Annotated in this window: 25 protein-coding genes; 21 read left to right on the forward strand and 4 right to left on the reverse strand. The window is 64.1% G+C overall.

Annotation, left to right across the window (positions count from 1 at the left end):
* The first annotated feature begins 91 nt into the window (after nucleotides 1–91).
* The 5 genes from FJ951_RS03245 (at nucleotide 92) to FJ951_RS03265 (ending at nucleotide 4160) form a co-directional block, all read left to right on the forward strand.
* Nucleotides 92–532 (forward strand): DUF2267 domain-containing protein, encoded by a 441-nt coding sequence (locus tag FJ951_RS03245; RefSeq protein WP_140513586.1) that lies wholly within the window; start codon nucleotides 92–94, stop codon nucleotides 530–532.
* A 49-nt stretch (nucleotides 533–581) separates the two neighbouring features.
* Nucleotides 582–2351 (forward strand): thiamine pyrophosphate-dependent enzyme, encoded by a 1770-nt coding sequence (locus tag FJ951_RS03250; RefSeq protein ID WP_140513588.1) that lies wholly within the window; start codon nucleotides 582–584, stop codon nucleotides 2349–2351.
* A gap of 354 nt (nucleotides 2352–2705) precedes the next feature.
* Nucleotides 2706–3170: an Hsp20 family protein gene (locus tag FJ951_RS03255; RefSeq protein WP_140513590.1), complete on the forward strand. Its 465-nt coding sequence runs from the start codon at nucleotides 2706–2708 to the stop codon at nucleotides 3168–3170.
* Between the two features lie 66 nt (nucleotides 3171–3236).
* Complete coding sequence (locus FJ951_RS03260) at nucleotides 3237–3704, forward strand: hypothetical protein (RefSeq protein ID WP_140496162.1); 468 nt, start codon at nucleotides 3237–3239, stop codon at nucleotides 3702–3704.
* 153 nt (nucleotides 3705–3857) lie between these two features.
* On the forward strand, nucleotides 3858–4160 hold the full coding sequence (locus tag FJ951_RS03265; RefSeq protein ID WP_140496450.1) for a DUF982 domain-containing protein: 303 nt from the start codon (nucleotides 3858–3860) through the stop codon (nucleotides 4158–4160).
* 141 nt (nucleotides 4161–4301) lie between these two features.
* On the opposite strand, the gene FJ951_RS03270 is transcribed toward FJ951_RS03265, so the two are convergent.
* Genes FJ951_RS03270 through FJ951_RS03285 form a run of 4 tightly spaced genes read right to left on the reverse strand, consistent with a single transcriptional unit; the run spans nucleotide 4302 to nucleotide 7538 of the window.
* The gene (locus FJ951_RS03270; protein WP_140513592.1) at nucleotides 4302–5090 is read right to left on the reverse strand and encodes an SDR family oxidoreductase; all 789 of its coding nucleotides are present in this window, start codon (nucleotides 5088–5090) and stop codon (nucleotides 4302–4304) included.
* 54 nt (nucleotides 5091–5144) lie between these two features.
* Nucleotides 5145–5480, reverse strand: a complete 336-nt coding sequence (locus FJ951_RS03275; protein WP_140513594.1) for a hypothetical protein — start codon at nucleotides 5478–5480, stop codon at nucleotides 5145–5147.
* Nucleotides 5480–6346 (reverse strand): DUF6772 family protein, encoded by an 867-nt coding sequence (locus FJ951_RS03280; RefSeq protein ID WP_140513923.1) that lies wholly within the window; start codon nucleotides 6344–6346, stop codon nucleotides 5480–5482. The genes FJ951_RS03275 and FJ951_RS03280 overlap by 1 nt, the downstream gene beginning before the upstream one ends.
* A 52-nt stretch (nucleotides 6347–6398) precedes the next feature.
* The gene (locus FJ951_RS03285; protein ID WP_246671676.1) at nucleotides 6399–7538 is read right to left on the reverse strand and encodes a mandelate racemase/muconate lactonizing enzyme family protein; all 1140 of its coding nucleotides are present in this window, start codon (nucleotides 7536–7538) and stop codon (nucleotides 6399–6401) included.
* Nucleotides 7539–7671: 133 nt separating this feature from the next.
* Here FJ951_RS03285 and FJ951_RS03290 point away from each other — a divergent pair, with 133 nt between their 5' ends.
* From FJ951_RS03290 to FJ951_RS03365, 16 genes are all read left to right on the forward strand, one after another.
* On the forward strand, nucleotides 7672–8430 hold the full coding sequence (locus FJ951_RS03290) for a FadR/GntR family transcriptional regulator (RefSeq protein ID WP_140513598.1): 759 nt from the start codon (nucleotides 7672–7674) through the stop codon (nucleotides 8428–8430).
* Nucleotides 8427–9215, forward strand: coding sequence for an SDR family oxidoreductase (locus tag FJ951_RS03295; protein ID WP_140496167.1), 789 nt, complete (start codon nucleotides 8427–8429; stop codon nucleotides 9213–9215). The genes FJ951_RS03290 and FJ951_RS03295 overlap by 4 nt, the downstream gene beginning before the upstream one ends.
* Nucleotides 9216–9294: 79 nt before the next feature.
* Complete coding sequence (locus FJ951_RS03300) at nucleotides 9295–10539, forward strand: sugar ABC transporter substrate-binding protein (RefSeq protein ID WP_140496168.1); 1245 nt, start codon at nucleotides 9295–9297, stop codon at nucleotides 10537–10539.
* Between the two features lie 23 nt (nucleotides 10540–10562).
* Nucleotides 10563–11483: a sugar ABC transporter permease gene (locus FJ951_RS03305; RefSeq protein WP_140513924.1), complete on the forward strand. Its 921-nt coding sequence runs from the start codon at nucleotides 10563–10565 to the stop codon at nucleotides 11481–11483.
* Between the two features lie 41 nt (nucleotides 11484–11524).
* Complete coding sequence (locus FJ951_RS03310; protein ID WP_140513925.1) at nucleotides 11525–12322, forward strand: carbohydrate ABC transporter permease; 798 nt, start codon at nucleotides 11525–11527, stop codon at nucleotides 12320–12322.
* Between the two features lie 9 nt (nucleotides 12323–12331).
* A complete protein-coding gene (locus FJ951_RS03315; RefSeq protein ID WP_140513600.1) occupies nucleotides 12332–13357 on the forward strand; it encodes an ABC transporter ATP-binding protein in 1026 nt (341 codons plus the stop codon).
* 124 nt (nucleotides 13358–13481) lie between these two features.
* Entirely contained in the window at nucleotides 13482–14945 is a 1464-nt protein-coding gene (locus tag FJ951_RS03320) for a phosphatidylserine/phosphatidylglycerophosphate/cardiolipin synthase family protein (RefSeq protein ID WP_140513602.1), read from the forward strand.
* A gap of 107 nt (nucleotides 14946–15052) precedes the next feature.
* Nucleotides 15053–15853: an endonuclease/exonuclease/phosphatase family protein gene (locus FJ951_RS03325; protein WP_140513604.1), complete on the forward strand. Its 801-nt coding sequence runs from the start codon at nucleotides 15053–15055 to the stop codon at nucleotides 15851–15853.
* 112 nt (nucleotides 15854–15965) lie between these two features.
* Nucleotides 15966–16298 (forward strand): hypothetical protein, encoded by a 333-nt coding sequence (locus tag FJ951_RS03330; protein ID WP_140496173.1) that lies wholly within the window; start codon nucleotides 15966–15968, stop codon nucleotides 16296–16298.
* Nucleotides 16299–16423: 125 nt separating this feature from the next.
* Complete coding sequence (locus tag FJ951_RS03335) at nucleotides 16424–17026, forward strand: ANTAR domain-containing response regulator (RefSeq protein WP_140513606.1); 603 nt, start codon at nucleotides 16424–16426, stop codon at nucleotides 17024–17026.
* A 2-nt stretch (nucleotides 17027–17028) separates the two neighbouring features.
* Complete coding sequence (locus FJ951_RS03340) at nucleotides 17029–18255, forward strand: CmpA/NrtA family ABC transporter substrate-binding protein (protein WP_181172201.1); 1227 nt, start codon at nucleotides 17029–17031, stop codon at nucleotides 18253–18255.
* A 210-nt stretch (nucleotides 18256–18465) separates the two neighbouring features.
* Nucleotides 18466–18786, forward strand: a complete 321-nt coding sequence (locus tag FJ951_RS03345) for a hypothetical protein (RefSeq protein ID WP_140496176.1) — start codon at nucleotides 18466–18468, stop codon at nucleotides 18784–18786.
* 68 nt (nucleotides 18787–18854) lie between these two features.
* Nucleotides 18855–20156 (forward strand): nitrate/nitrite transporter, encoded by a 1302-nt coding sequence (locus FJ951_RS03350; RefSeq protein WP_140496177.1) that lies wholly within the window; start codon nucleotides 18855–18857, stop codon nucleotides 20154–20156.
* A 20-nt stretch (nucleotides 20157–20176) separates the two neighbouring features.
* Entirely contained in the window at nucleotides 20177–22627 is a 2451-nt protein-coding gene (nirB, locus tag FJ951_RS03355) for a nitrite reductase large subunit NirB (protein WP_140513609.1), read from the forward strand.
* Nucleotides 22628–22835: 208 nt separating this feature from the next.
* Nucleotides 22836–23165: a nitrite reductase small subunit NirD gene (gene nirD / locus FJ951_RS03360; RefSeq protein WP_140496179.1), complete on the forward strand. Its 330-nt coding sequence runs from the start codon at nucleotides 22836–22838 to the stop codon at nucleotides 23163–23165.
* Between the two features lie 3 nt (nucleotides 23166–23168).
* Complete coding sequence (locus FJ951_RS03365) at nucleotides 23169–26057, forward strand: nitrate reductase (RefSeq protein ID WP_140513610.1); 2889 nt, start codon at nucleotides 23169–23171, stop codon at nucleotides 26055–26057.
* Nucleotides 26058–26099: the final 42 nt, after the last annotated feature.

Genomic DNA, 26099 nt, shown 5'->3' on the forward strand with positions numbered 1-26099 from the left:
AAGAAATTTCGGCCGGGCATGAAACTTTCCCTGCCACCGATGGTTTTGCCGACGGGTTTTGCGGGTGAGCGATTCGATTGAGGAGGCGGCGATGAGCGCTACCGGACTCGAGATTTTCGACAAGACCACCCAAACCACCAATGTCTGGCTGGACGAGATCATGGCCGACCACGGACAGGATCGCCAGTTCGCTTGGCACCTGCTCGGCGTCGTCTTGCGCACCGTCAGGGACCGGCTTCCGGTCGACATGGCTTCGCATCTTGGAGCGCAGTTGCCGCTGCTCGTGCGCGGCACCTACTATGAGCAGTTCGAGCCGTCACGCATGCCGCAACAGAGCCGTTCCCTGGAAGAGTTTCTCGGCCCCGTTGAGCAGGGCATGGACGATACGCGTCCCGTCGACCCGAAAGCCGCGGTTCAATCGGTCTTCAAGGTCCTCTTTCACCATATCGACCCCGGCCAGATCAGAAAGGTCCGCGCCTCGCTGCCTGAGGACGTACGGCAGCTCTGTCCCGATCCCGATACGAAACACTGAACCTCCTCCCGGTTCGAGAGGCCGGCGTGCTCAATAAAGGAAATCCGCCATGCCCAATGCCGCCGAAATCCTCGTCGACACGCTGATCAACTGGAAAGTGGAGGTCGTCTTCGGCCTGCCGGGCGACGGCATAAACGGCATCATGGAGGCGTTGCGCACCCGTCAGGACCGCATCCGGTTCGTCCAGGTCAGGCACGAGGAATCTGCCGCCTTCATGGCGTGCGCCTATGCCAAATGGACCGGCAGGCTGGGCGTCTGCCTGGCCACCTCGGGACCGGGGGGCACACACCTCCTTACCGGGCTCTATGACGCCAAGCTCGACCAGGCTCCCGTGCTTGCCATCACCGGCATGCAGTTCCACGACCTTATCGAGACTTTTACGCAGCAGGACGTCGACCTGACCCGCGCCTTCAACGACGTAGCGATCTTCAACGCACAGGTCTCCGATGCCGCCCATATGGAAAACCTGGCCGGTCTCGCCTGCCGCTCGGCCCTTGCCCGGCGCGGCGTCGCCCATCTGTCGATTGCCAGCGATGTACAGGAAAACGAGTTGCCCGAGGCGGACCGCTCGAAGCGAAACCGGCCCTCGCACACCCCCGATCGATGGTTCGAAGGCAGCCGGCTTCCGGCTGCCGACCAGCTCGACCAGGCGGTTGAGATTCTCAATGCAGCGAAAAAAGTCGCTATCCTGGCCGGGCGCGGCGCACTCGGCGCGCGCGAAGAACTTGAACGCGCGTCGGACCTGCTGGCGGCTCCCGTCGCCAAGGCGCTGCTCGGCAAAGCCGTGCTGCCCGACGACCATCCGAATACGACCGGCGGCATCGGCATTCTCGGCACCCGCGCTTCGCAGGATGCGCTGAGCAAATGCGACGCCCTGCTGATTGTCGGATCGACGTTCCCCTACATCGAATACTATCCCGAACCCGGCAAGGCGCGCGGCGTCCAGATCGACCGTGACGCGCAGAGGATCGGCCTGCGCTACCCCGTCGAGGCAGGGCTCGTAGGCGATGCCGCCGACACCTTGCGTCTTCTCAACGAACGCCTCGAGCGCAAGAGCGACCGCTCCTTCCTGGAAAAGGCGCGGCAGGAAATGACCCGCTGGCGCGATGCAATGGCATTATCCGAAGCCAAGCCGGATGTGCCGCTGAAGCCGCAACTCGTGGTCAAGGCATTCGGCAGGCGTATGCCTGAGAACGCGATCCTGGCAGCCGATTCAGGACAGAATACCGAGATGGCTGCCAGGCACATCGACATGAAGGCCGGACAGGCATTCGGGGTTTCTGGAGCGCTCGCCTCTATGGCCTGCGGCCTTCCCTATGCGATTGCCGCCGGCATTGCCTTTCCGGGGCGGCCTATCTTCGCAGTGGTTGGCGATGGTGGGCTTGCCATGCAACTCGGCGAATTCTCGACCGCGGTACGGCACGGCATTCCCCTCAAGGTCCTCGTGCTCAAGAACGGCATGCTGAACCAGATCGCCTGGGAGCAGATGATGTTCCTTGGCAATCCGCAATTCGGCTGCGAGCTGCAGCCCATCGATTTCGCCATGGCCGCCGAGGCCATGGGCGGCATCGGCTACAGCGTCTCGCGGCCGGAAGAGGTCGAGGGCGTGCTTGAGGCGGCCTTCGCCACGCAGGGACCGGTGATCATCGAAGCCGTCGTGGACGCCTATGAGCCAATGATGCCGCCCAGGATGCCGCCGGATTATGCGAGGAATTTCCGCAAGGCGCTGCCGGACACGCCTGGACACGACCAGATCGAGGACAATGTCGGCGAGGAGCCGCTGAAGTCCATGATGAACGAAGTTTCCGAGGAAGCGTAGGCACAGCCGATCTCGCCCCACGTCCGCGACGGATGGCGACGTGCGCGGCGACACTGCATAGGGATACTTCTGCCGAGTCCGTGGGATCGGTATCGGCGCCCCGACCATCGCGGAAGTCTCGGGCCATGTACCGCTTCGGGGCAGATCCTGCTGTTGCAAGAGTGAAAGGGTCGTGCGGCAGAACTACCGCAAGCCACTGTTCTTGCATGGCAACTTAGCATCAAAAAATTTTTGGGACCCCTCTTGAAGAGATTTCTGGCCGTTCCCAGATCGTTTCGCGTCGAGGCTTCGGCTCGATGAAAAAGGCGTCGCGACACCCGCGGCGTCCCATGTTGCTTTTCGGAGGATATGGATATGAGAAGCGTGGATTTTGCACCCCTTTACCGCACGACGGTCGGCTTCGACCGTCTTTTCGACATGCTCGACAGCAGCATTCGCTCGGACTGGCCTCCCTACAACATTGAAAAGAATAATGAGAACAATTACCGCATCACCATGGCGGTAGCAGGCTACGACCTGGACGAGCTCGAACTCGTGCAGAACGGCGCCGAACTGTGCGTTACCGGACGCAAGAAGCCAGATCCAGAACAGCGGCAAGTTCTCCACCAAGGCCTTGCGATAGGTAATTTCAGACAGGCCTTCAGGCTGGCCGACCACGTAAGGGTGAAGGCTGCGACGCTGAACTGCGGTTTGCTCGCCATCGAGCTCGTGCGTGAGGTGCCCGAAGAACTCAAGCCGCGTCGCATCGAGATTGGCGTCCGCGACCCTGAAAATACAACGAAGTCGATAAGCCAGGATGTGTCGCGCAAGGCGGCATAGAATGTCGCAACAACCTGCGGTCCGCCTCCCGGCAACGCCGGGAAGCCAAGATTGCGGAGAACGGAGATGACAAGCGAAGCTGATATCTTTCTTCAAGCCGGCACAAGAAAACCGACCCGCATCGACGTCTCGCCGGTGCCGAAAAACCCCGGCGACGTTCTCAACTGCTCAACCATGAGCCTTGAGGCGAAGCGTGCCTTGCTTGCCTCATGGGCCTCGGACGCGCATGCGGTTGACGACGCTCCGTCGCTGCGCAGGCTGGATGACGGCTCGGTCATGAATGTGGATGAGATCCTTCGCGCGCTGAAGGCACTGGATGAGCGCGAGCAAGGGCATCCGCCGCACAGGGCGGCGTCTCGGTCCCAGCGGCGTTCTTTCGGCCGCTTCCGTCGAGGGAGTTGGTCCCGCTGGATCGCGGGCACCCGAGGTGAAGACGATGATGACGATCCACCTCCGAGCCCGGTCTGCGCGGCGATCCCGCCGAGGGCAGGCGGTGGCGGGGCATTTTCCCTGCCGGAACCTGAAGCAGCCTAGAGCAATCCCGGGAAAAGCGCATACCGCTTTTTCCCTGGAGATTACGTAGAAACAAACAGTTAGAGCAGTTCGGCGTCTCGTGAAACGATGAACTGCCCCAATGAAGGGGTTGGGGCCAACCCCTCAAAAGCATCCAGCCAATGGAGGAAGTTCATGAATGACAAGATGTTCGAGCAGCCTGTTCTGGTGAAGAACGGGGATTTCATGATCGAGGAAGTAGCGTGCCTCGAAGATGCATTCGAGTTTCTGCAGAATTGGCCCCGGAACCGCAGAGGCCCGATTTTCGAAACCGCCCTGCGCGCGTGTCAACGCGCCTATGACGGCCATGTCCCAGCCTCGCTGGCACGCGATGCTTTTGCCGGCTTTGCGCGCTCGGCCAGGATCCTTGAAGACGTCTCGACCTCCATACCCTGGATGGCGGGGATCAAGACGGGCAGAGGCGGCATTTCCGCCTGAGGAGAACGTTCGCCGAACCTTCGGTTTCAAGTATGTCAGGTTCCGAGCAAAGTCATGGAGAGCGCCTAATTCCGTAGGTCGTGCCGCCGGCAGGGCGCGGTGACCGGTGCTAACGCCGGTCACCATGCTTGGCGGTGCCGGTCAGCGGAACATCGAGCCGCCATCAACGTCGAGCGCCGCGCCATAGACGAAGCTCGCGGCGTCCGAGCAAAGAAATAGGATCGCGGCGGCCATGTCGTCGGGCCGGCCCATGCGGCGCATCGGCAAATTGGCCGCGATGCGGTCCTTGAGAGCCTGGTCGATATGGGAATGCATCGGCGAATCGGTCGGCCCCGGATTGAGGGCGTTGATGCGCACCTTCTTTCCCGCCAATTCGCGCGCAACCGACTTCACCAGCGACAGCGTGCCGGCCTTGGACGCCGCATAGGCGGTGTCGGCGATGAGCCCGCCGCCGCCATGCACACCGGCGTCGGAGGCCACGCACACGATATTCCCCCCGCCGGCATTGCCTTGCATGCGCTGCACCGCCCCCTGGACGGTGAAGAAGGTGCCCAGCAGATTGACGCCGAGGACGCGCTGCCAGTGCGCCCAATCCTGCTCCGCGATTCTCTTGGCAGTGATGATCGCCGCGCAGGTCACGACGTTGTCGAGCCGCGCCAGCCTGGCGTCGCAATAGTCGAACATGCGCGCGATGCTGTCGGGGTCGCCCATGTCGGCCACCACCTTGTGCGGTGGTGTCCCGGCCGTTCCGCTCAATTCGTCATGGCGCTTCGCCAACCCCTCGGTATCGCGGTCGCACATCACGACCTCGGCGCCCTTGGAGAGAAAGGCACGGGCGGTCTCGAAACCCATGCCGCTCGCGGCACCGGTCACCAGCACGGTCTTGCCGGCAAAACTGTCCTGGGCAAACGTCGCATAGGGGTCGATCATGATGTCTCCGTGAACAGTAAGGGTTGGCCGGCGGCAACGTTTGGCGAGGTGTGTTCAGGCCTTCAGGTGCAGCGTCACGAGCACGCTGCACTCCGCGCCGCTCTCGAAACGCGCCGCGACGCGCAGCCAGTTGCCAAAATGGCTAAGCCGCGCCATTGCCATGCCGTCGCGCTCGGCCGGCATGACAAACTCGGTGCCTTCGCGCAGCCAGTGCATTCCATCCGGCGAGATCTCGATCCACGCCGTTGCCGCAGGGCCGACAGGTTGCTTCAACGCGCGCACGAAGAAGATCGCCTCGCGCGCCCATCCTGCCTCGTAAGGCTCGCTGGCGGCCTCGCCGCGCCAGCGCTCGTTGCGCGAGACGACCGCGGTGATGTTCTCGGGCAGCATCAGAAGTCTCCGGAAATGCAGATGGAATCGACATAGAGGAAGGCCCGTTTGGCAACGTCGGTTTCAGCGAAGAGGCCGAAATTGAGCATGCACCACAGGTTCTTCATCGCCGGAATGCGAATCGAATCGAATCCCGAGAGATCGAAGCTGCGATCGTTGCAGCGCAGCCCGAGCGCCGTCATCGATTCCAGATCGAAATCGAAGCACAGATAAGTCCAGTTCACCTTGGTGGGGATCTCGTTGTAGCACAGGCGCTGCGATCCGCCGGGAAGGTCGAGCCATCCCTCCGGCGACAGGTGATAGTGGCTGATCGTCTTGTCGTCGCTGCCGATCGGGATGATCTTCTCGGTCTCGCGCTTGTATTGCCATTTTTGCAAGTGCTGGCCGTCGAGCGCGTTCAAAAAGCGCAGATGCGGCATGACCCGATCGCTGTTGCCATCCTGATCTCCGCCCTGCAGGTCGAACAGGAAGCCGACGGAGCGCACATCGGTTTCGGACAGCTTCAGCGCATTGGCTTCGGGCTTGAAGGTGAAATACATTTCGAAGCGGATCGGTCCGCGCTTCCTGAATGTGTGGCGTTTGATGGCGACGTTGCGGGCTCCCGGCAGGGGACGTGTCGCAACCTTCAACGCATAGGATGAATCCATCCCCCCGTGTGAGCCGGCGTCCCAGTGCGCGAGCGTCGACAGCATCGCGCTGGTATGTTGCGCGTAGCCCGGCAGCATGGTGTCCAGATCGTTCTCATAGTTGCCGACAAGCTGCGACCAGCCGCAATGGCCGCGCGCGAAATCGTCGAACGACAATATCCGCGGCAGCGGGTCGAAGCGGCTGAGCGCGGGGTCCGCGCGCAGCAGCGCCAGCCGCATCGCCTCGGCGAGGTCGGCGCCCTGGTTTGGAACCTGGTTCTTCATCTCGGCCTCATCCGGCTTTCAGTTTCTTGACGGCGTCCCAGTCGATCTCGATGCCGAGCCCGGGTTTCTGCGGGACGTCGAGCGTGCCGTTCTTCTGCCTGACGCAACCGGGCGCGAGATCGGCCAGGCTGGCCTTGAACGGGCTGGCGTCGCACTCGCACTCCATGACGCCAAAGTTCGGCATCGCGGCTGACAGATGGACGCTTGCGGTCTCGCAGACGATGCCAGACATGCCGATATGCGGCGCGTACCGGACGTCATGCGCCGCGGCGTAGTCGGCCATGCGACGCGTCTCGGAGATGCCGCCCGCGCGTGCCACGTCGGGCTGCAGCACGGACAACGTCCGGTTGGCGATCAGGCGCTGCGCCTGGTCCAACGTGAAATTGCTCTCGCCCGCGGCCAGCGGCACGTCGCAGCGCCGGCGCAGTTCCTCATAACCCTGCTCGTTTTCCGGTTGCAGCGGCTCCTCGAACCAGAAATAGCCGTTTGCCGAAAGCGCATGACCTACCTCGACCGCCTCGTCCAGATTGTAGGCCCAGTTCGCATCGACGCAGAGCCCGATCGCATCGCCGGCGCGCTTGCGGATGCGCTCGATCCGTTTGCAGGCTTCGCGCACGGGCCGCGCCATCTTAACCTTGATGCGCGTAAAGCCCTCGCCGAGATAACGATCGAGTTCAGCGTCGGCGGCATCGTCGTCGACCCAGTTGACCGCGGCGGCATAGACGTCGATGCGGTCGCGTCCGACACCGCCGAGAAGCTTCGCGATCGGCTGCCCGGTCGCCTTGCCCAATATATCCCATAGCGCGATGTCCACGCCGGCGATGGCCTCGATCAGCACGCCGCCCGCCCTGCCCGAAAGCACGCGGCGCATGGACTGCCATAGGGCGCCGATGTTGCGCGCGTCCTGGCCGAGCAGGCGCGGCTTGAGCGAGCTTTCGATCAGCTCGACATAAGCCTTGGGCGAGAACCGCGCCAGGGTTTCGCCTACGCCGACAATGCCCTCGCTCGTGCGCACTTCGACCAGGACCAGCGAGACCTTTTCATAGACGCCCCAGGACGTGACCGTGGGCCGGGGCAATGTCTGGCTGAGGGGATGGGCAATCACCTCGGCAATCTTCAGCGGCCCCGCCGCGATTGGATCGCTCACGTGCATCGGCTCCAGATTTCTCCCTTGGTCCTCTCGCACCGCCTTCATAGCTTTCACTTGTAAACTTAGCAACCAAAAAACTTAGTTGCTATGTTCGGGAAAACCGTGCTAGTGAGCTCTGAAAGGATTCCGAATGCCCCTGGACGAAGCACGCAAGCCGATTTTCTCCGCGAAACTCGCGAGCCCTTCCCGCCTCGCGGACGGCGTCTCGGATGCGATCGCCGCGGCGTTGTTCGACGGACGCATCGCGCCTGGCGAAGCGCTGCCGCCGGAAGGCGAGATCGCCCGGGAATTCGGCGTCTCCAAGCCCATCGCACGCGAGGCGCTGCGCCAGTTGACCAGCGCCGGCCTCGTTTCGACGCAGCAAGGAAAAGTTGCCCGCGCCAAGGCACTCAGCGGCGAGCCGATGGAGCGCATCTACGCCTATGCGGTCCGTTCGAGCCTGACGCGGCTTCAGGAAGCCAACGAGATGCGCCGCGTCATCGAGGTTGGCATAGCCAGGCTGGCCGCCGAGCGCCGCGATCCGCGCGGCCTGGAAATGATGCGCCAGGCCGTGCTCGACATGCACGCCGGCATCGGCAGGCCTGGCGATTTCACGCAAGCCGACATTCTGTTCCACCTCGGCCTCGCGACGGCCACGGGCAACTCCATGATCCGTATTCAGATGGAAGGGATGCGGTCTGTCCAACGCGAGGTTTCTGAACTGTTCTCCCAGCGCTCCAACCGCACGGAAGCGGATTGGCGGGCGACCGTCGAACGGCACCAGGCGATCTACGACGCGATCATGGCGGGCGACACCGATCTCGCGGACCGGCGCATTCACGAGCATTTCGACGCGGCCGATATCGCCTCGTTCGAGGTGGCCGGCAAGCTCGGGGAGCCGTCGCCGTGAGCAAGGACCGTTTTTCCCTTGCCGGACGGCGGGCGCTGGTGACCGGCGCCAGCTCCGGCATCGGGCGCGCGGTTGCGATCGCCCTGGCGCAGCATGGTGCCAGCGTCGCGCTGCATCACTTCGGCGACGCCGCCGGCGCGCGCGAAACGGCTGCCGCCATCGGCCCGGGCACCGCGGTTCTCGAGGCCGATTTCACCGATAGCAAGTCAATGTCGGCCTTTACCGATGAAGCCGCCGGCGCCGGGCCCATCGACATCCTCGTCTCGAACGGCGCGATCGAGCGGCGCCGTGCATGGAGCGAGATCGACGAAGCGCATATCCAGGCCCATGTGGCGGCAAACTTCACGGCCCTGCTTACCCTGGCCACGCGGCTCGTTCCCGCCATGGCCAAGCGCGGGTGGGGACGCGTGGTCGCGACCGGCAGCGTGATGGCGAGGCGTCCGCGCGCGGAAACAATCGTCTATGCTTCGCTGAAGGCGGCGCAACTTACGGCGGTGCGCGCCATGGCACGCGAGGTTGCGCCGCATGGCGTCACCATGAATGTGGTATCGCCCGGCGCGATCGAGACGGAGGCAACCGCCGAGCGCTACCGGGACGCAGCCTTCCGCCAAGCGGTCGCGGCGAAGATTCCCGCCGGCCGCCACGGCCAGGCCGACGACCTCGTCGGCGCCTTCGTTTTTCTGTGCAGCGACGCCGCCCGCTACGTCACCGGGGCTGACCTGCCCGTCGACGGCGGCTGGACGATCGGCGACGCGCCCAGCGCGCTGCCGGGGACAACAGCATGACAAGTCGCCGCCGCCTGCCGGCCCGTTCGTTGCGCGCCCGCAGTTGTTGATTGGACCATCGGCGTTTCGGGAGGAAACCATGAAGACCGCAATCAAACTTGCACTATCGACCTTGGCGCTGTGCGCCCTGTCGGCGCACTCGCTGGCCCAGGAACTCCGAGTGACCGTGTGGACGGGCAGCGAGGCCCACCTCAAGATGCTGAACGGCATCGCCCAGGGCTTCATCGCCAAGCATCCGGGCGTCACGGTGAAATTCGAGACCGTTCCGGTCGCCGACTACACGCAGAAGCTCACTTTCCAGGTCGCCGGGGGCAACGCCCCCGACATCGCCTGGATGATGGAGGATGCCGCACCCGCCTTCGAGAACGCCGGGCTGCTGATGGACATCGGCCCGACGCTCAAGGCGACCGAGGGATACAATTTCGACGATTTCTCCCAGCCCGCCATGGCGCTCTGGCAGAAGGACGGCAAGGTCTACGGCGTGCCCTTCTCCACCTCGCCTTTCCTGATCTACTACAACAAGGACATGTTCGACAAAGCAGGTGTCGAAGATCCCAACCAGCTCGCCGCGAAGGGCGAGTGGAACATGCAGAAATTCCAGGAGGTCGCCAAGAAGATCACCGAGGCTAATCCCGGCAAATGGGGCTTCGAATTCAAGGATGGCGAAGGTTACGCATCGCGTATGACGCACGCCTTGCTGCCGCCCGTGCGCGCTTACGGCGGCGATCTGTGGGCCGACGGCCAGTGCGGCCTCGACAAGCCTGAAGCGGTGGCTGCCATCAAGCAGCTCCATGATATGGTGTTCAAGGACAGGTCGATCGTGCCGCCGGGAGAGCAGGGCGACTACTTCTCCGGCAATTCGGCGATGACCGTGAACCAGATCTCGCGAGCCTCGAAGATGCCCGAGGCAGGCTTCAAATGGGGCATCGCCCCCTTGCCTTCGGGACCCGCCGGCGAAGCTCCGGTCATCGGCCAGGCCGCGCTGACAGTCTTTGCGTCCGGCAAGAACAAGGAGCTTGCCGCGCAACTGGTGGCCGACATGACCAGCAAGGACAATGTGGCTGTCATGGCCCAGTTCTTTCCGCCGGCCCGCAAGAGCGTCCTGGAGAGCGACGCCTTCGTCAACTCCAACAAGCTGATCCCGCCCGAGCAGATGAAAAGCGTCGCCGCAGCGATCGTCAACGGCCGCGTTCACCCTTCGCATGAGCATGTGCCGCAGATATTCGCCGCGATGGCGCCGCGCGTCGACGCGCTGTGGCGGGCCGACGCCAATGTCGAAGAGGCGCTGAAGGGCGTCTGCGCCGCCATTCAGCCATTGCTCTGACAGGATTTCGGTTCATGGCCGGCATGGCATCCCGGGACAATGCGGCGCGCCCTGCCAGCGCGCCGTGGCTGAGCTTGAAGGCCAGGGAGATGCTCGAGGCATGGCTGTTCGTCAGCCCGACCTTGATCGGCTTCCTGGTCTTCTTCCTTGGGCCGCTGGTCGCCATCTTCTATTATTCGACGACCGAGTGGAACCTGCTCAGCCAGCAGGCGACCTTCGTCGGGCTTCGCAATTTCCAGAATGCGCTGCTGGAGAACCCCGACTTCTGGCATGTCGTGCGCAATTCCGTGATCTTCGCGCTGGGGCTCGTTCCCCTGAACATGGCGCTGGCGCTCTCCCTCGCGCTGGCGCTTTCGCGGCCGTTCTTCGGTGTCGTCTTCTTTCGCACGGTCTTCTTCGCGCCGGTGGTCACATCGGCAATCGCCTGGGCCATCGTCTGGAAATTCATGCTGCAGGGCGAAGGCGGCGCCGTGAACCAGATGCTCGCCTGGATCGGCATCGATGGCCCGAATTGGTTGCGCGAGCCCAACTGGGCGATGGCGGCCGTCATCGTCACCCGAGTCATCAAGATGGTCGGCCTCAACATGATCCTCTACATCGCCGCGCTCCAATCGATACCGCGCGACTACGAGGAGGCAGCGGCGCTGGAAGGCGCCTCGCGCTGGCAGGTCTTTCGCATGATCACCTGGCCGCTGCTCGCGCCGACGACGCTGGTCATCATGGTTCTGACGACGATCGGCTCGTTCAAGGTGTTCGACCACATCTACCAGATGACCGGCGGCGGCCCGGAAAACGGTACCCTGGTGCTGGCCTTCTACATCTATCAGCAAGGCTTCAAATTCTTCAACATCGGTTACGCGGCCGCGCTCGCCCTGATCATGTTCGTCATCGTGATGGCGCTGACCCTCGTGCAGGTGATGTTGCGGCGGAAGGAGATGGAGTGACCCCGCCCCGCACCGAGATTCTCTATCGCATCTGCTGGACCATGGCGCTGCTGCTTTTGGCCGTGCCCTTCGTGTTCCCGTTCCTGTGGATGATTTCCGGCGGCTTCAAGAGCACCACCGAAATCTTCGGCGCGCCGACCTTGATTCCCCGCGTCTGGCGCTTCGAGAACTTCGCGGAAGTGTTCACCTATCAGCCCTTCGCGCGGCAGTATTTTAACTCGCTCTATATCGCCGCGACGGTGACGGTGCTGACCCTGTTCATTGCCTCGCTCGCGGGCTACGCGCTGGCGCGCATCCGCTTTGCCGGCGCCGGGCTGTTGATGCTGTTCCTGGTGATGGCGCTGATGGTGCCGGAAGAGGTCACCATCATCCCTAACTTCTTCCTGATCCGCGCCATGGGCCTGATCGACACGCACTGGCCGCTCATCCTTCTGCCGGTCTTCGGCCCGCAGGGCGTGGTGGCGACCTTCCTGATGCGTCAGTTCTTCCTGGCGCTGCCCAGGGAACTCGAAGAAGCCGGCAAGATGGATGGCCTGTCGCGGTTCGGAGTCTGGTTGAAGATCGCCCTGCCCATGGCGCGGCCGGCGCTCGCCGCGGTTGCTATCATCACCTTCCTGCATTCGTGGAACCTCTTCCTCGAGCCGCTGATCTTCCTCAGTTCGCTCGAAAAATTCACGCTGCCGCTGGCGCTGTCCAACTTCAACGACAGCTACGGCCTGCCCTTGTGGAATCTGCAATTGGCGGCGACCAGCCTGGCCGTGGTTCCCATCCTCATCATCTATCTGATCGCCCAGCGCCAGATCATCGAGAGCTTCGCCCTCTCCGGCGTCAAGGGATAAGGGGGAGTCATGACAAAGCTTCTGCTCAAGGACATCCGCAAGCGGTTCGGAACGGTCGAGGTCATCCGTGGCGTCGATCTCGAGATCGAGGATGGCGAGTTCGTCGTCTTCGTCGGCCCGTCGGGATGCGGGAAGTCGACGCTCTTGCGGCTGATCTCCGGCCTCGAGCATCTCAGCGAGGGCGAACTCCACATTGGCGGCCGTCTGGTCAATGAGGTTCCGGCGGCCAGGCGCGGCGTGGCCATGGTGTTCCAGTCCTACGCGCTCTACCCTCACCTGACCGTCCGCGACAATATGGGCTTCGGCCTCAAGGTCCGCAAAGTGCCGGCCGGCGAGCGAGCCCGGCGCGTCTCGGAGGCCGCCGCGACGCTGAAGCTCGAGCTATTGCTCGACCGTTTCCCGCGTCAGCTATCGGGCGGGCAGCGCCAGCGCGTGGCCATCGGCCGCGCCATCGTCGCCAATCCCGACGTCTTCCTTTTCGACGAGCCGCTTTCGAACCTCGACGCCGAACTGCGTGTGCACATGCGCTCCGAGATCGCGGCGCTCCACCAGCGCCTGTCGACGACGATGATCTACGTGACGCACGATCAGATCGAGGCCATGACGCTTGCCGACAAGATCGTCGTGTTGCGCGACGGAAGGATCGAACAGGTCGGCTCACCGCGCGAGCTCTACGACAGCCCCCGAACCATTTTCGTCGCCCAGTTCATCGGCAGCCCGAAGATGAACATCCTGCCGCTCGCCGATGGGCGGCCAATCACCCACGGGGCGTCCGTGCCTGCGGCGGCCGTCTCGATCGGCGTTCGGCCCGAGCACCTGTCGCTGGCCCAGCCTTCGTCCGCCACGCTGCGCGGTAAGGTAAAGCTTGCCGAATACACTGGCGCCGTCACGCTCATCCACGTGGAATTGAACGCGGGCCAGACATGCCTTGTCATCCACAATCAGGGGACGGCGCCCGAGATTGGCGCCGAGATCGGCCTGAACGCAGCCCCCGCGCACCTGCATTTCTTCGACGGCGAAGGGCGCGCGGTCTGACGCGATCATGAATGGCCGCCAGCGCGTAGCCGGCGTGCGGACGCAATAACCCGCGGAAGCATGGGAACGCGGCGAATGACCGGCTGCATTGCCTTCTGTATCCGCTCGCTGGATAGTTCCGGCCATGCTGCAGAGCCTGGCGACTCACTGGCCTCAAATCCTGGCGATCATCTCGGTGGTGATCGCGAGCGTTGGCATTGCCCATGCCGTCATGACCAAGGAGGACGTCCGGGCCGCCACCGGCTGGGTCGGCGTGATGGTGCTGTCGCCGATCCTGGGGGTGCTGATCTATGCCGTGGCCGGCATCAACCGCATCCGGCGCGCCTCGATCAGCGCACAGCGCTCGCTTGCCGGCGATCTGGCGTCCGCCAGGCACGACCGCGACATTGCCGCCGAGGAGGCCCTGATCGTCGAACGATACGGGCCGCGCTTCATCGGCCTCAGGACGCTGGGCGACAGGGTGGCGCGGCGCGCGCTTCATCCGGGAAATGCCATCACGGTCCTGGAAACAGGCGACGAAGCCTACACCGCGATGTGTGCGGCCATCGACGGCGCCGAACGCAGCGTCCTGCTCGAAACCTATATTTTCGACAATGACCCCGTCGGCCTGCTCTTCGTGGAATCCCTTGCCCGGGCGGTCCGCCGCGGCGTCAGCGTGCGCGTGTTGATCGACGCCGTAGGCGCCCGCTATTCCGTGCCCAGCATATTGGGCCACCTGCGCGGCGCCGACATCACCGCCGGGCTCTTCAACGGCAACATCGTCATGGGCCTGCACCTGCCCTATGCCAATCTGAGGACCCACCGGAAGATCCTGGTGGTCGACGGCACGGTTGCCTTTACCGGCGGCATGAACATTCGCAAGGGCTTTTCCGCCGAGTTTGCCGGCTCCAACAGTTCCAGGGACACGCATTTTCGCGTGACCGGTCCAGTGGTAGCCGACCTCTTTTCGGTTGCCGCCGAAGATTGGCGTTTCGCCAGCAACGAGGCGCTGAAGGGCGATGCCTGGCGAATTGCCCCGCTGTCGCCGGCGCCGGCCACGCCCATGCTGGTGCGGGCGGTCGCGTCCGGCCCGGACGCCAGCGTCGAGACCAATCACAAGCTGCTGATCGGCGCCTTCTCCGTCGCGCGCAAATCGATCCGCCTCATGTCGCCCTATTTCCTGCCGGACCGCGAACTGATCAGCGCCCTGACGACCGCGGCAAGACGCGGTCTCGAAATCGATATCGTGGTGCCGGCGGTGAACAATCTTTTCCTTGTCGACCGTGCGATGACGGCGCAATTCGACCAGGTTCTGAAGCACTATTGCCGCGTCTGGCGCACGGAAGGACCTTTCGACCATTCGAAGCTGCTTTCGATCGATGGCGCATGGGCCTATATCGGGTCTTCCAACCTTGACGCCAGGTCGCTACGGCTCAATTTCGAGATCGACCTGGAGGTACTCGACGCCGGCTTCGCCAGCGAGGTCGAAAAGCGGATCGCGGCGGCGATCGAGACGGCCGTCCCTGTCACGCTGGAAGCATTGCGGGCGCGGCCATTCGTCATCCGTCTGTTCGATCGCATCCTGTGGCTGGGCTCGCCCTATCTTTAACAAAAGGACGTGTTTGCCAGATAGCTTGAAATCGATGATGGAACAGATGCCGAAAGGTTCTATTTTTTGAGGTGCATGGTGCAAGCAGCAGGAATGGCGGGCAAACGATGCGGGTGAACGGGCGCAGCCTGCCGGCAAGCATGCTTTTGTCCATTCGCGACAAGCGGATGCGGAAGGCCAATGCCACGTCGACCAACAAGGCGGACGCCACCGGAACGCTGGTCGCCTCCTACAATGTCCACAAATGCATCGGCGTCGACCGCAAGTTCGATCCCGACCGCACCAGCCGCGTCATCCGCGAGATCGACCCGGATGTCATCGCCCTGCAGGAAGCGGACAACCGTTTCGGCGACCGGACCGGACTTCTCGACCTGTCCCGGCTCGAACTGGAAACCGGCTTGGTGCCGGTGCCGATTTCGGCGACCGGCAAGGGCCATGGCTGGCACGGCAACGTCTTGCTTTTCAAAAAGGGCGTCGTGCGCGACGTGCATCAGATCAGGCTTCCCGGGCTGGAACCGCGTGGCGCTCTGGTGGCGGAAATCGACCTCGACGGAAGCCAGTCCCTGCGCGTCATCGCGGCGCATTTGGGCCTGCTGCGCCGTTCGCGGTCGCAGCAGGCACAGGTCGTCCTGGATATCATGAACAGCCCCGACGAGAAGCCGACGCTGCTGCTCGGCGACCTTAACGAATGGCGCCTCGGAAACCGCTCCGCGCTGAACACGCTGCATCTGACGTTTGGACCGCTGCCTCCGGCTGTTCCCACCTTCCCCTCGAACCTGCCGCTGCTGGCGCTCGACCGCATCATGGCCAACCGGCACGGAATGATCGCGGCCGTCGAAGCGCATGACACGCCGCTGTCGCGGGTCGCCTCCGACCATCTGCCGCTGACCGCCTTTGTCCGCCTGTAGCCACGCGCCGATAACGCCTTGATGTCGACCGCGTTGGAAAGCGTGTAGGGCGGTATCGGAACGGCGGCTCCTTTTGCGAGTTGATATGGCTTGGACAACAGGAGGACGAGACATGAGAAGCTTTTTCCTGGCCTCGATGATGGCGTTGGCCGCTTCGGCTTCCGTCATTGCGCCGACGCAGGCCGCGAGCGTCACCATCCAGTCCGGCGACGAGCCCCAGTATTCGCCCGACGACGACTATGACAATGGCGAGGTCGTCGTGCGCCGCCATCACGATCGCCAGCGTTATATCGACAATCGCTATAACGACGACGAGGACAGCGATGTTCGTTACAGCGACCGCGAATACCGCCGCTACCATCGTCACCACCGCTGCCACATCGAGTTGGTGAAACACTGGCGCCACCATCACAGGGTGATCGAAGAGGTTCGTGTCTGCACCTGACCCGAGGATCGCTGAAGTGCATCTGCGTGGCCTGATTGCAATGCGGTAAGCTGCGGCCACGCCCCTTCCGCTGCACTGGTTATGCCGCATTGCACAATTCCGTGACCTTGCCCACAATGCGGGGCATGGTCCTATCCTCCCTAGCCGTCCTGGTGATCGACGAAAACCGTATCCGCGCCTCGATCATCGAGGCGGGACTGCGCGAGGCCGGCCATCAGCGGGTGACCGTCGTCCATGACGTGGCGGGCATTGCGCGCCGCATCGCCGAGATCCAACCCGACGTGATTGTCATCGACCTCGAAAACCCCAACCGCGACATGCTGGAGAACATGTTCCAGCTGTCGCGCGCGGTGAAGCGCCCGATCGCCATGTTCGTCGACCGTTCCGACCAGGCCTCTATCGAGGCCGCGGTCGATGCCGGCGTGTCCGCCTATGTCGTCGATGGCCTCAGGCAGGAACGCGTGAAACCGATCCTCGACATGGCCGTCAGCCGCTTCAACGCCTTTTCGCGCATGGCACGCGAACTGGAGGAAGCGCGCAGCGAACTCGAGAACCGCAAGGTCATCGACCGCGCCAAGGGGATATTGATGAAATCGCGGGGTCTGAGCGAAGACGCGGCCTACACGCTGCTGCGCAAGACGGCGATGAACCAGAACCGCAAGATCAGCGACATCGCCCATAGCCTGGTGACGACAGCCGGGCTGCTCGGGCCGCTGGAGGATGAATGAGCATGACAGCTGCGCATCAGATCACCGCCGGCTTCATGCCCCTGTTCGACAGCGCCGTGCTGGTCGCGGCCGGCGAAATGGGCTTTGCCGCGCGCGAAGGCGTCGATCTCGTCCTCCACCGCGAGACCTCCTGGGCCAACATCCGCGACCGCATCGCCATAGGCCATTTCGACCTTGCCCATATGCTTGGGCCGATGCCGCTCGCCTGCAACCTCGGGCTCACGCCGCTGGCATCCGAGACGATCGTGCCCTTTTCGCTCGGCCTCGGCGGCAATTGCGTCACCATCTCCAACGCCGTCTGGGAAGGCATGGCGGCGCATGGCGCCGTATCGGATCTCGATCCGGCCCGCGCCGGCACGGCGCTCGGCGCGTTTATCCGCGAACGCGCGGCGGCCGGCCGCGACCCGCTGCGCTTCGCCGTCGTGCATCCGCATTCCGGGCACAATTACGAACTGCGCTATTGGCTCGCCGCCTGCGGCATTGACCCCGACGGTGAGATCGAGATCGTCATCGTGCCGCCGCCCTTCATGGCCGACGCGCTGGCCGCCGGCCGCATCGACGGCTATTGCGTCGGCGAGCCCTGGAACAGCGCCTCCGTCTCGGCCGGCACCGGCCATATCGTCACCGTCAAGGCGCTGCTGTGGCGCAACAGCCCCGAAAAGGTAATCGGCGCGCGCAAGGCTTGGACCGAAGCGCAGCCGGAGGCGCTGGCGGCGCTGCTCAGGGCATTGCACCACTCCGCCCGCTGGTGCCAGGACCCGGCCAATCGAGGCGAACTGGCGGCATTGATGGCGCAGCCCGGCTTCCTGGGCCAGTCCACCGAGATCCAGATGCCGGTCCTGACCGGACATCTCCGCCTCGGCAGCGGCGCCGAGCGGAACGTCGAGGACTTCTTCGTTCCGTTCGACAAGGCGGCGAACTTTCCCTGGAAGAGCCATGCGCTGTGGTTCTACACCCAGATGGTGCGCTGGGGCGATATCGCGCACACGCCTGAAAACCTCGCCGTCGCCCGCGACTGCTACCGGCCCGACCTCTATCGGGCGGCGCTGAAGCCGCTCGGCGTGGCGCTGCCGGGCGCCAATGCCAAGGTCGAGGGGGCGTTGAAGATCGCAACGCCCGTCGGCTCGGCCGGGGCAAGCCTGGTGCTCGGCCCCGACGGTTTCTTCGACGGCCGCATCTTCGATCCGGACCAGATCGACGCTTATATCGGGGCGCAGCGGCCAGGGTGATCATTTCCGCGCCGTTCTTGTGCATTGCACAAAATTTATGCGGACTGATCGCATAGCTGACCAATGTTTGGCCTTGTCACCTGGTGGCCGGATCTGCCCGTGAATCGGCTATTCAGCTGAATTCATTCGAAATTCCTTTCTAAGGCGAGACTGGCACGGTTCCTGCATTGAAATAACCGGACCCTTAGTGGGTCACGGAACAGGCGTCCAATGGCGGGCGCCCACAGGCAAAGCTGCCGCTCAGGTCAAGACGCGATCCGGATTCCCGGACGCGAAGACCTGGCCGGCGGCTTTTTTGTTTGGCCGAACACGCAATCGACGGTGCTGGTCCCAGGCAGCGCCCAACCGGAGACGACGATGACGAAACGGATCGGAACTGGAACAACCCTCAAGGATTTCACGCGCCGCGATTTTGTCGCCAGCAGCGCGCTGGCGGCGGCGCTGTTCGTCGCAGCGAAGATGCTGTTCCCGGTTGGCGCCGTGGCCGAGGGCAAAGGTGCCCAAGTGAACGCGCCAAGCTCGCCGCGCTGATGCCGCGCCGCTGACCATCGATCAAGAAAACACGCGCGGTGCTTCTCCATCGCAAACCGGAGCCTAACATGACCGCAATCCTCCCAGCCGCGCCCAGCCAGGACAATGCCCCCCGGCAGGCGCTCGTGATGTCCACCATCGCGTTCACAGTCTGCTTTGCGGTGTGGACGATCTTTTCCATCATCGGCGTGCGCATAAAGCAGGAACTTGGGCTGAACGAGACGGAGTTCGGCCTGCTCGTCGGCACGCCGATCCTCACCGGCTCCCTCGTGCGCATGGTGCTCGGCGTCTGGACCGACCGCTATGGCGGACGGCTGGTTTACACCGCCACCATGCTCGCTGCGGCGGTAGCGACCTTCCTGCTCGCTTTTGCGCACACTTACGGACAGATGCTGATCGCTGCACTCGGCGTCGGGCTTGCCGGCGGCTCCTTCGCCGTTGGCGTCGCCTATGTCTCGCGCTTCTTCCCGGCGGGCAGGCAGGGCACGGCGCTCGGCATCTTCGGTGTCGGCAATGTCGGCGCCGCTGTCACCAAATTCCTGGCGCCTTTCGTGCTTCTCGCCTGGGGCTGGCAATCGGTCGCGCTGATCTGGGCGGCAGCACTCGTCATCATGGCCGCCATCTTCTGGTTCACGACCGGCGACGATCCCGTGATTCGCGAGCGCCGCGCCGGCAAGACCACGCCTGCGAGGAGCTTCTGGCAGGAATTCGCGCCGCTGAAGAACCCGCAGGTCTGGCGCTTCGCCTTCTATTACTTCTTCTCCTTCGGTGCGTTCGTGGCGCTGTCGCTGTGGCTGCCGCGCTACCTGATCGGCGTTTACGGCTTCGGGCTGGCGACCGCCGGCATGATCGGCGCGGCTTATTCGATTCCCGCGAGCATCTTCCGCGCCTATGGCGGAGTGCTTTCCGACCGCGTCGGCGCTCGTACCGTACTCTACTGGACCTTCTCCGTTTGTGCCGTCGCGACCTTGGTGCTGTCTCTCCCCTCGGCAGACTATGTGGTGCGCGGCATCAGCGGGCCGATCGCCTTCCATTTCGAGATCGGCCCGCTCGCCTTCATCGCCGTCGCCTGCGTGCTCGGCTTCTTCATGAGCCTCGGCAAGGCCGCCGTCTACAAACATATCCCGGCTTACTATCCGCAGAGCGTCGGGGCCGTTGGCGGCGTCGTAGGCATGATCGGCGGCCTTGGCGGCTTCATCCTGCCGATCGCCTTTGGCGCGCTGAACGATCTCACCGGCGTCTGGTCGAGTTGCTTCATGCTGCTCTTCGTCCTCGTCGTCGCCTGCTTTGCCTGGATGCATGTCAGCGTCAGGCGGATGGGGCGGGCCGCATCAACCAAGGCGTCGACCCTTTCCTATGCTGCAGAGTGACACCGGAGCGGATTAGGAACATGACCCAAAAACTCGTCATCATCGGCAACGGCATGGCCCCCGGGCGCATGCTGGAGCACCTGCTGGAACAGGCGCCGGACCGCTACAGCGTCACCATCTTCAACGCGGAACCGCGCGTCAATTACGACCGCATCATGCTGTCGCCGGTCCTCTCGGGCGAGAAGGCCTACGAAGAAATCATCATCCATGGCGACGGCTGGTACATCGCCAACAACATCACCCTCTACAAGGGCCACAAGATCGTCGCCATCGACCGCGCAGCGAAGACCGTCACGTCGGACCACGGCGTCACCGAACCCTACGATAAGCTCGTCATCGCCACCGGCTCGGTGCCGTTCATCATCCCGGTGCCCGGCCACAACCTGCCCGGCGTTCTCACCTATCGCGACCTCGACGACGTCCAGGCGATGATGCTCGCGGCCCAGTCGCGCGCCAAGGCTGTGGTCATCGGCGGCGGACTGCTCGGACTGGAAGCAGCAGCGGGCCTCAACGCGCAAGGCATGGACGTCACCGTGCTGCATGTCATGCCGACGCTGATGGAGCGCCAGCTCGATCCGGCGGCAGGCTATCTGTTACAGCGCGCCGTCGAGCAGCGCGGGATCAAGGTTGTCACCAAGGCCAATACAAAGGCGATCACGGGCAACGGCAAGGTCGAGCAGGTCGAACTCGTCGACGGCACCGTCATCCCCGCGACGCTGGTGGTGATGGCCGTCGGTATCCGGCCGAACGCAGCGCTGGCGAAGGAGGCGGGCATCGCCGTCAACAGAGGCATCGTCGTCGATGCCGGCATGCGCAGCAACGACCCGGACATCTACGCGCTCGGCGAATGCGCCGAGGTCAACGGCCAGATCTATGGGCTGGTCGCCCCCCTATACGAGATGGCCCGCGTCGCCGCCCGCCAGCTCGCCGGCGACGAGGCGGCCGGTTTTGTCCACATGGACACGCCGACCAAGCTCAAGGTCACCGGCATCGACCTGTTCTCGCTCGGCGACTTCGCAGAGGGCGAGGACCGCCAGGAGATCGTGCTGCGCGACGCGGCGGCCGGCGTCTACAAGCGCCTCGTGCTCAAGGACGACCGCATCATCGGCACCGTGCTCTACGGCGAGACCGCGGACGGCGCCTGGTTCAACGACCTCAAGAAGAAGCAAACAGACATATCGCAAATGCGCGATACGTTGATCTTCGGCCAGTCCTACCAGGGGGGTGCCCCACTGGACCCTATGGCGGCCGTTGCAGCCTTGCCGGATGATGCGGAAATCTGCGGCTGCAACGGCGTCTGCAAGGGCAAGATCACGGGCGCGATCGCGGCCAAGGGGCTGACTTCGCTCGACGACGTGCGCGCGCACACCAAGGCGTCGGCCTCCTGCGGCTCCTGCACCGGGCTGGTCGAAAAACTGATGGTGCTGACCATCGGCGACAAGTACAACCCGGCCGCCGTACAGCCCATGTGCTCCTGCACCACGCTCGGCCATGACGAGGTGCGCCGGCTGATCAAGGCCAAGGGGCTGAAGACCATACCTGCCGTCATGCAGGAGCTGGAATGGAAGACCTCCTGCGGCTGCGCCAAATGCCGGCCGGCACTCAACTATTATCTCGTCTGCGACCGGCCGGACGAATACGCCGACGACTACCAGTCGCGCTTCATCAACGAGCGCGTCCACGCCAACATCCAGAAGGACGGTACCTATTCGGTGGTGCCGCGCATGTGGGGCGGCGTCACCAATGCCGCCGAACTGCGCGCCATCGCCGATGTCGTCGATAAGTTCGAGATCCCCATGGTGAAGGTCACCGGCGGCCAGCGCATCGACATGCTGGGCATCCGCAAGGAAGACCTGCCGGCGGTGTGGGCCGATCTCGGCCAGGCCGGCTTCGTCTCCGGCCATGCCTATGCCAAGGGCCTGCGCACGGTGAAGACCTGTGTCGGCTCCGACTGGTGCCGCTTCGGCACGCAGGATTCCACCGGCCTCGGCATCCGCATCGAGAAATTCATGTGGGGCTCGTGGACGCCGGCCAAGGTCAAGATGGCGGTGTCGGGTTGTCCGAGGAACTGCGCCGAGGCGACCTGCAAAGACGTCGGCGTCATCTGCGTCGACAGTGGCTACGAGATCCATTTCGCGGGTGCGGCAGGCCTCGACATCAAGGGCACCGAAGTGCTTGGCCTGGTCAAGACCGAGGACGAAGCGCTGGAGCATATCGTGGCGCTGACGCAGATGTACCGCGAGCAGGCCCGCTATCTCGAACGCATCTACAAATGGGCCAAGCGCGTCGGCATCGCCGAGATCAAGCGCCAGATCATGGACGATGGCGACAAGCGCAAGGCCTTCTACGACCGCTTCGTCTTTTCCCAGAAATTCGCCCAGGTCGATCCGTGGTCGGAACGCGTGTCAGGCAAGGACAAGCACGAGTTCCGGCCGATGGCCTCGGTCGGGTTCGCGGAGGCGGCGGAGTGATGGAGATGTTCGCGCGAGCCACCCTCTGTCCCGCCGGCCATCTCCCCCTCAAGGGGGGAGATTGGATGCCACAACGGCCTTTGCCAATCGCCAACTTCGCAGAACGGACGCCATCAGCAAAACTGCCGATCTCCCCCCTTGAGGGGGAGATGTCCGGCAGGACAGAGGGGGGCGCCTGGGCGCATTCGTATCAAATAAAGGCGACCCAATGACCTGGACACCGATCGGCTCCCTGTCCGACATCCCCCGCCGGGGCGCGCGCTGTGTTGCCACGCCGCAGGGCAAGATCGCTATCTTCCGCACCGCCGAGGACCAGGTCTTCGCCATCGACGATCATTGCCCGCACAGAGGCGGGCCGCTGAGCCAGGGCATCGTGCATGGCGCGGCGGTCACCTGCCCCCTGCACAGTTGGGTCATCTCGCTGGAGACCGGCAAGGCGCTCGGCGCCGACGAGGGCGCGGTGCGCACCATTCCGGTGAAGATCGAGGGCGAGCGTTTGTTCATCGCGCTCGAAGCGCTGGCAAGCCGCGCGGCCTGACCCATGCAGATTGGCGAAGCACGCGAGGTGAGGACCACTTGCCCCTATTGCGGGGTAGGCTGCGGCGTGCTGGCGAAGGTCGCCGCGGACGGGCAGGTGTCGGTCCGCGGCGACCCCGATCATCCCGCGAATTTCGGCCGGCTCTGCTCCAAGGGCTCTGCTCTTGCCGAGACCATAGGTCTTGACGGCAGGCTGCTCCATCCTGAGATCCACGGCCGCCGCGCCTCCTGGGACGAGGCACTCGATCTTGTCGCGTCGACCTTCTCGCAAACCATTGCCGAACATGGGCCGGATGCGGTCGCCTTATATGTCTCCGGCCAGTTGCTGACCGAGGACTATTATCTCGCCAACAAATTGATGAAGGGGTTCATCGGCTCGGCCAATATCGACACCAATTCGCGCCTCTGCATGGCCTCCTCGGTCGCCGGCCATCGCCGCGCCTTCGGCTCCGACACGGTGCCCGGAACCTACGAGGATCTGGAGCTTGCCGATCTCATCGTGCTGGTCGGCTCGAATCTCGCCTGGTGCCATCCCGTGCTCTACCAGCGCATAGCTGCCGCGCGTGAGAAGCGCCCGGAAATGAAGATCGTCCTGGTCGACCCCCGCCGCACCATGACATCCGATATCGCCGACATGCACCTGGCGATCGCACCGGATGGCGACGTCGCCCTGTTCACCGGCCTGCTCGCCTGGCTCGGCCAGCACAATGCGCTCGACCGCGCCTACATCACCGCTCACACGACCGGCTTCGGACAAGCCCTTTTCGCCGCCTCGGCACTAGACCTTGCCGGCATCGCTGCCGCCACGGGCCTGAGCGAGGACGAGCTCGCCCGCTTCTACGGCCTGTTCGCCGCGACCGGCAAGACTGTCACGGTCTACAGCCAGGGCGTGAACCAGTCGTCGTCCGGCACCGACAAGGTCAACGCCATCATCAATTGCCACCTCGCCACCGGTCGCATCGGCAGGCCCGGCGCCGGGCCGTTCTCGGTCACCGGCCAGCCCAACGCCATGGGCGGACGCGAGGTCGGCGGCATGGCCAACATGCTGGCCGCCCACATGGAGATTGAAAATCCCGGGCATCGAGAACGCGTGAAGCGCTTCTGGAATGCACCTGACATCGTGCAAAAGCCCGGCCTGAAAGCGGTCGACATGTTCCGGGCGGTCGCCGACGGGCGGATCAAGGCGCTGTGGATCCTCGCCACCAATCCTGTCGATTCGATGCCCGATGCCGACGCCGTCGAAGCAGCGATCAAGGCCTGTCCGTTTGTGGTGGTGTCGGACGTGCTGGCAGAGACCGACACGGTGCGCTATGCCCATGTCCGGCTGCCGGCCACCGCCTGGGGCGAGAAGGACGGCACCGTTACCAATTCCGAGCGCCGCATCTCGCGCCAGCGCCCGTTCCTGGCCGCGCCCGGCGAGGCGCGGCCAGATTGGTGGATCATCGCCGAAGTGGCGCAGCGGATGGGTTTTGGCGAAGCGTTCGCGCATGCGTCCCCGGCGGAGGTTTTTGGCGAGCATGCCGCGCTGTCGGGATTTGAAAACGACGGTGCGCGCGATTTCGACATTGGGATTTATGCCGGCCTCGATGGGGAGGAATACGACGCGCTGGCGCCTTTCCAATGGCCAGCACCGAGCCCGGCCACCCCTCTCTGGCCTGCCGGCCATCTCCCCCTCAAGCGGGGAGATTGGATGCCACGACGGCCTTCGCCAATCGCCGATATCTCAGGACGAGCGCCGTCGACAAAACTGCCGATCTCCCCCCTAGAGGGGGAGATGTCGGGCAGGACAGAGGGGGGCGCCTGGGCTCGACATCTCTCGGAGGGGACTCAAGCTGAGCCCCAGCCGGAGAACGATAAAGCAGGGCCACCGAACACCCGCTTCTTCGCCGACGGCAATTTCTACACGCCCGACCGCAAGGCGCGCTTCATCGCCGTCCGCCCTGTCACGGAAACCCGCACGGACGAGAAATTCCCCCTCGTCCTCAACACCGGCCGTGTCCGCGACCATTGGCACACCATGACGCGCACCGGCAAAAGCCCGCGTCTGTCGCAGCACATGGCCGAACCCTTCGTCGAGATCCATCCCGACGACGCCGCGCGATACGGCATCGGCGACGCCGACATCGCGCGCGTTTCCAGCCCGCGCGGCGCCGTGCTCGTGCGCGCGCTGATCACGTCCCGCCAGCGCCGGGGCAGCATCTTCGCGCCGATGCACTGGACGGACCAGTTCACCGCCAAGGGCCGGCTCGACACGCTCACCGCGCCGCTCACCGACCCGGTTTCCGGCCAGCCGGCACTGAAGCACGTCGCGGTGCACATCGAGAAATTCGCCGCGATGGCGTTCGGCTTCGCCGTGACCCGACAAAGGCCCGAAGCGGTCGCCGGCGACTATTGGGCCGTGGCCCGCTGCAGGGATGGCTGGCGGGTCGAGCTCGCCTTTGCAGACGACAAAATCGACTGGACGACTTTTGCCCAATCCCTGTTCGGCGCCTCGACCGATGCCGAAATACTCGCCTATCACGACCGCGATGCCGGCCAGCATCGCATCGCCGCCTTCGATGGCGTACAGCTCGCGGGCGCCCTGTTCGTCGCTCCCGGCCCGGTCGCCGTGTCGCGCGGATGGGCAACGCAGCAGCTCGAAGAGGCCCATGCCAGCCAACGCGAGCGCTTCCGCATCGTCGCCGGCCGCGCCGGTGCCGAACGGCCCGATGCCGGCGCGACCGTCTGCTCCTGTTTCAACGTCGGGATCAACCAGATCACGGCGGCGGTGGCTTCCGGCTGCACGAACGTGGAAGCCATCGGCGCCGCGCTGAAGGCAGGCACCAATTGCGGCTCCTGCCGCTCTGAGATCCGCGCCATCATCCAGGCACATCGCGTTCAGGCGGCCGAGTAGGCGGCAGAACCCGCCATCGGCGGCCTCCCGATGCGTATGCGC

Source organism: Mesorhizobium sp. B2-2-3, from assembly GCF_006442405.1.
Classification (GTDB): Bacteria; Pseudomonadota; Alphaproteobacteria; order Rhizobiales; family Rhizobiaceae; genus Mesorhizobium.

Bases quoted from the DNA above. Each gene is read 5' to 3' on its own strand.
- FJ951_RS03245 (WP_140513586.1), top strand. From the start codon at position 92: ATGAGCGCTACCGGACTCGAGATTTTCGACAAGACCACCCAAACCACC.
- FJ951_RS03250 (WP_140513588.1), top strand. From the start codon at position 582: ATGCCCAATGCCGCCGAAATCCTCGTCGACACGCTGATCAACTGGAAA.
- FJ951_RS03255 (WP_140513590.1), top strand. From the start codon at position 2,706: ATGAGAAGCGTGGATTTTGCACCCCTTTACCGCACGACGGTCGGCTTC.
- FJ951_RS03260 (WP_140496162.1), top strand. From the start codon at position 3,237: ATGACAAGCGAAGCTGATATCTTTCTTCAAGCCGGCACAAGAAAACCG.
- FJ951_RS03265 (WP_140496450.1), top strand. From the start codon at position 3,858: ATGAATGACAAGATGTTCGAGCAGCCTGTTCTGGTGAAGAACGGGGAT.
- FJ951_RS03270 (WP_140513592.1), bottom strand. From the start codon at position 5,090: ATGATCGACCCCTATGCGACGTTTGCCCAGGACAGTTTTGCCGGCAAG.
- FJ951_RS03275 (WP_140513594.1), bottom strand. From the start codon at position 5,480: ATGCTGCCCGAGAACATCACCGCGGTCGTCTCGCGCAACGAGCGCTGG.
- FJ951_RS03280 (WP_140513923.1), bottom strand. From the start codon at position 6,346: ATGCGGCTGGCGCTGCTGCGCGCGGACCCCGCGCTCAGCCGCTTCGAC.
- FJ951_RS03290 (WP_140513598.1), top strand. From the start codon at position 7,672: ATGCCCCTGGACGAAGCACGCAAGCCGATTTTCTCCGCGAAACTCGCG.
- FJ951_RS03300 (WP_140496168.1), top strand. From the start codon at position 9,295: ATGAAGACCGCAATCAAACTTGCACTATCGACCTTGGCGCTGTGCGCC.
- FJ951_RS03305 (WP_140513924.1), top strand. From the start codon at position 10,563: ATGGCATCCCGGGACAATGCGGCGCGCCCTGCCAGCGCGCCGTGGCTG.
- FJ951_RS03310 (WP_140513925.1), top strand. From the start codon at position 11,525: ATGGCGCTGCTGCTTTTGGCCGTGCCCTTCGTGTTCCCGTTCCTGTGG.
- FJ951_RS03315 (WP_140513600.1), top strand. From the start codon at position 12,332: ATGACAAAGCTTCTGCTCAAGGACATCCGCAAGCGGTTCGGAACGGTC.
- FJ951_RS03320 (WP_140513602.1), top strand. From the start codon at position 13,482: ATGCTGCAGAGCCTGGCGACTCACTGGCCTCAAATCCTGGCGATCATC.
- FJ951_RS03325 (WP_140513604.1), top strand. From the start codon at position 15,053: ATGCGGGTGAACGGGCGCAGCCTGCCGGCAAGCATGCTTTTGTCCATT.
- FJ951_RS03330 (WP_140496173.1), top strand. From the start codon at position 15,966: ATGAGAAGCTTTTTCCTGGCCTCGATGATGGCGTTGGCCGCTTCGGCT.
- FJ951_RS03335 (WP_140513606.1), top strand. From the start codon at position 16,424: ATGGTCCTATCCTCCCTAGCCGTCCTGGTGATCGACGAAAACCGTATC.
- FJ951_RS03340 (WP_181172201.1), top strand. From the start codon at position 17,029: ATGACAGCTGCGCATCAGATCACCGCCGGCTTCATGCCCCTGTTCGAC.
- FJ951_RS03345 (WP_140496176.1), top strand. From the start codon at position 18,466: ATGGCGGGCGCCCACAGGCAAAGCTGCCGCTCAGGTCAAGACGCGATC.
- FJ951_RS03350 (WP_140496177.1), top strand. From the start codon at position 18,855: ATGACCGCAATCCTCCCAGCCGCGCCCAGCCAGGACAATGCCCCCCGG.
- nirB (WP_140513609.1), top strand. From the start codon at position 20,177: ATGACCCAAAAACTCGTCATCATCGGCAACGGCATGGCCCCCGGGCGC.
- nirD (WP_140496179.1), top strand. From the start codon at position 22,836: ATGACCTGGACACCGATCGGCTCCCTGTCCGACATCCCCCGCCGGGGC.
- FJ951_RS03365 (WP_140513610.1), top strand. From the start codon at position 23,169: ATGCAGATTGGCGAAGCACGCGAGGTGAGGACCACTTGCCCCTATTGC.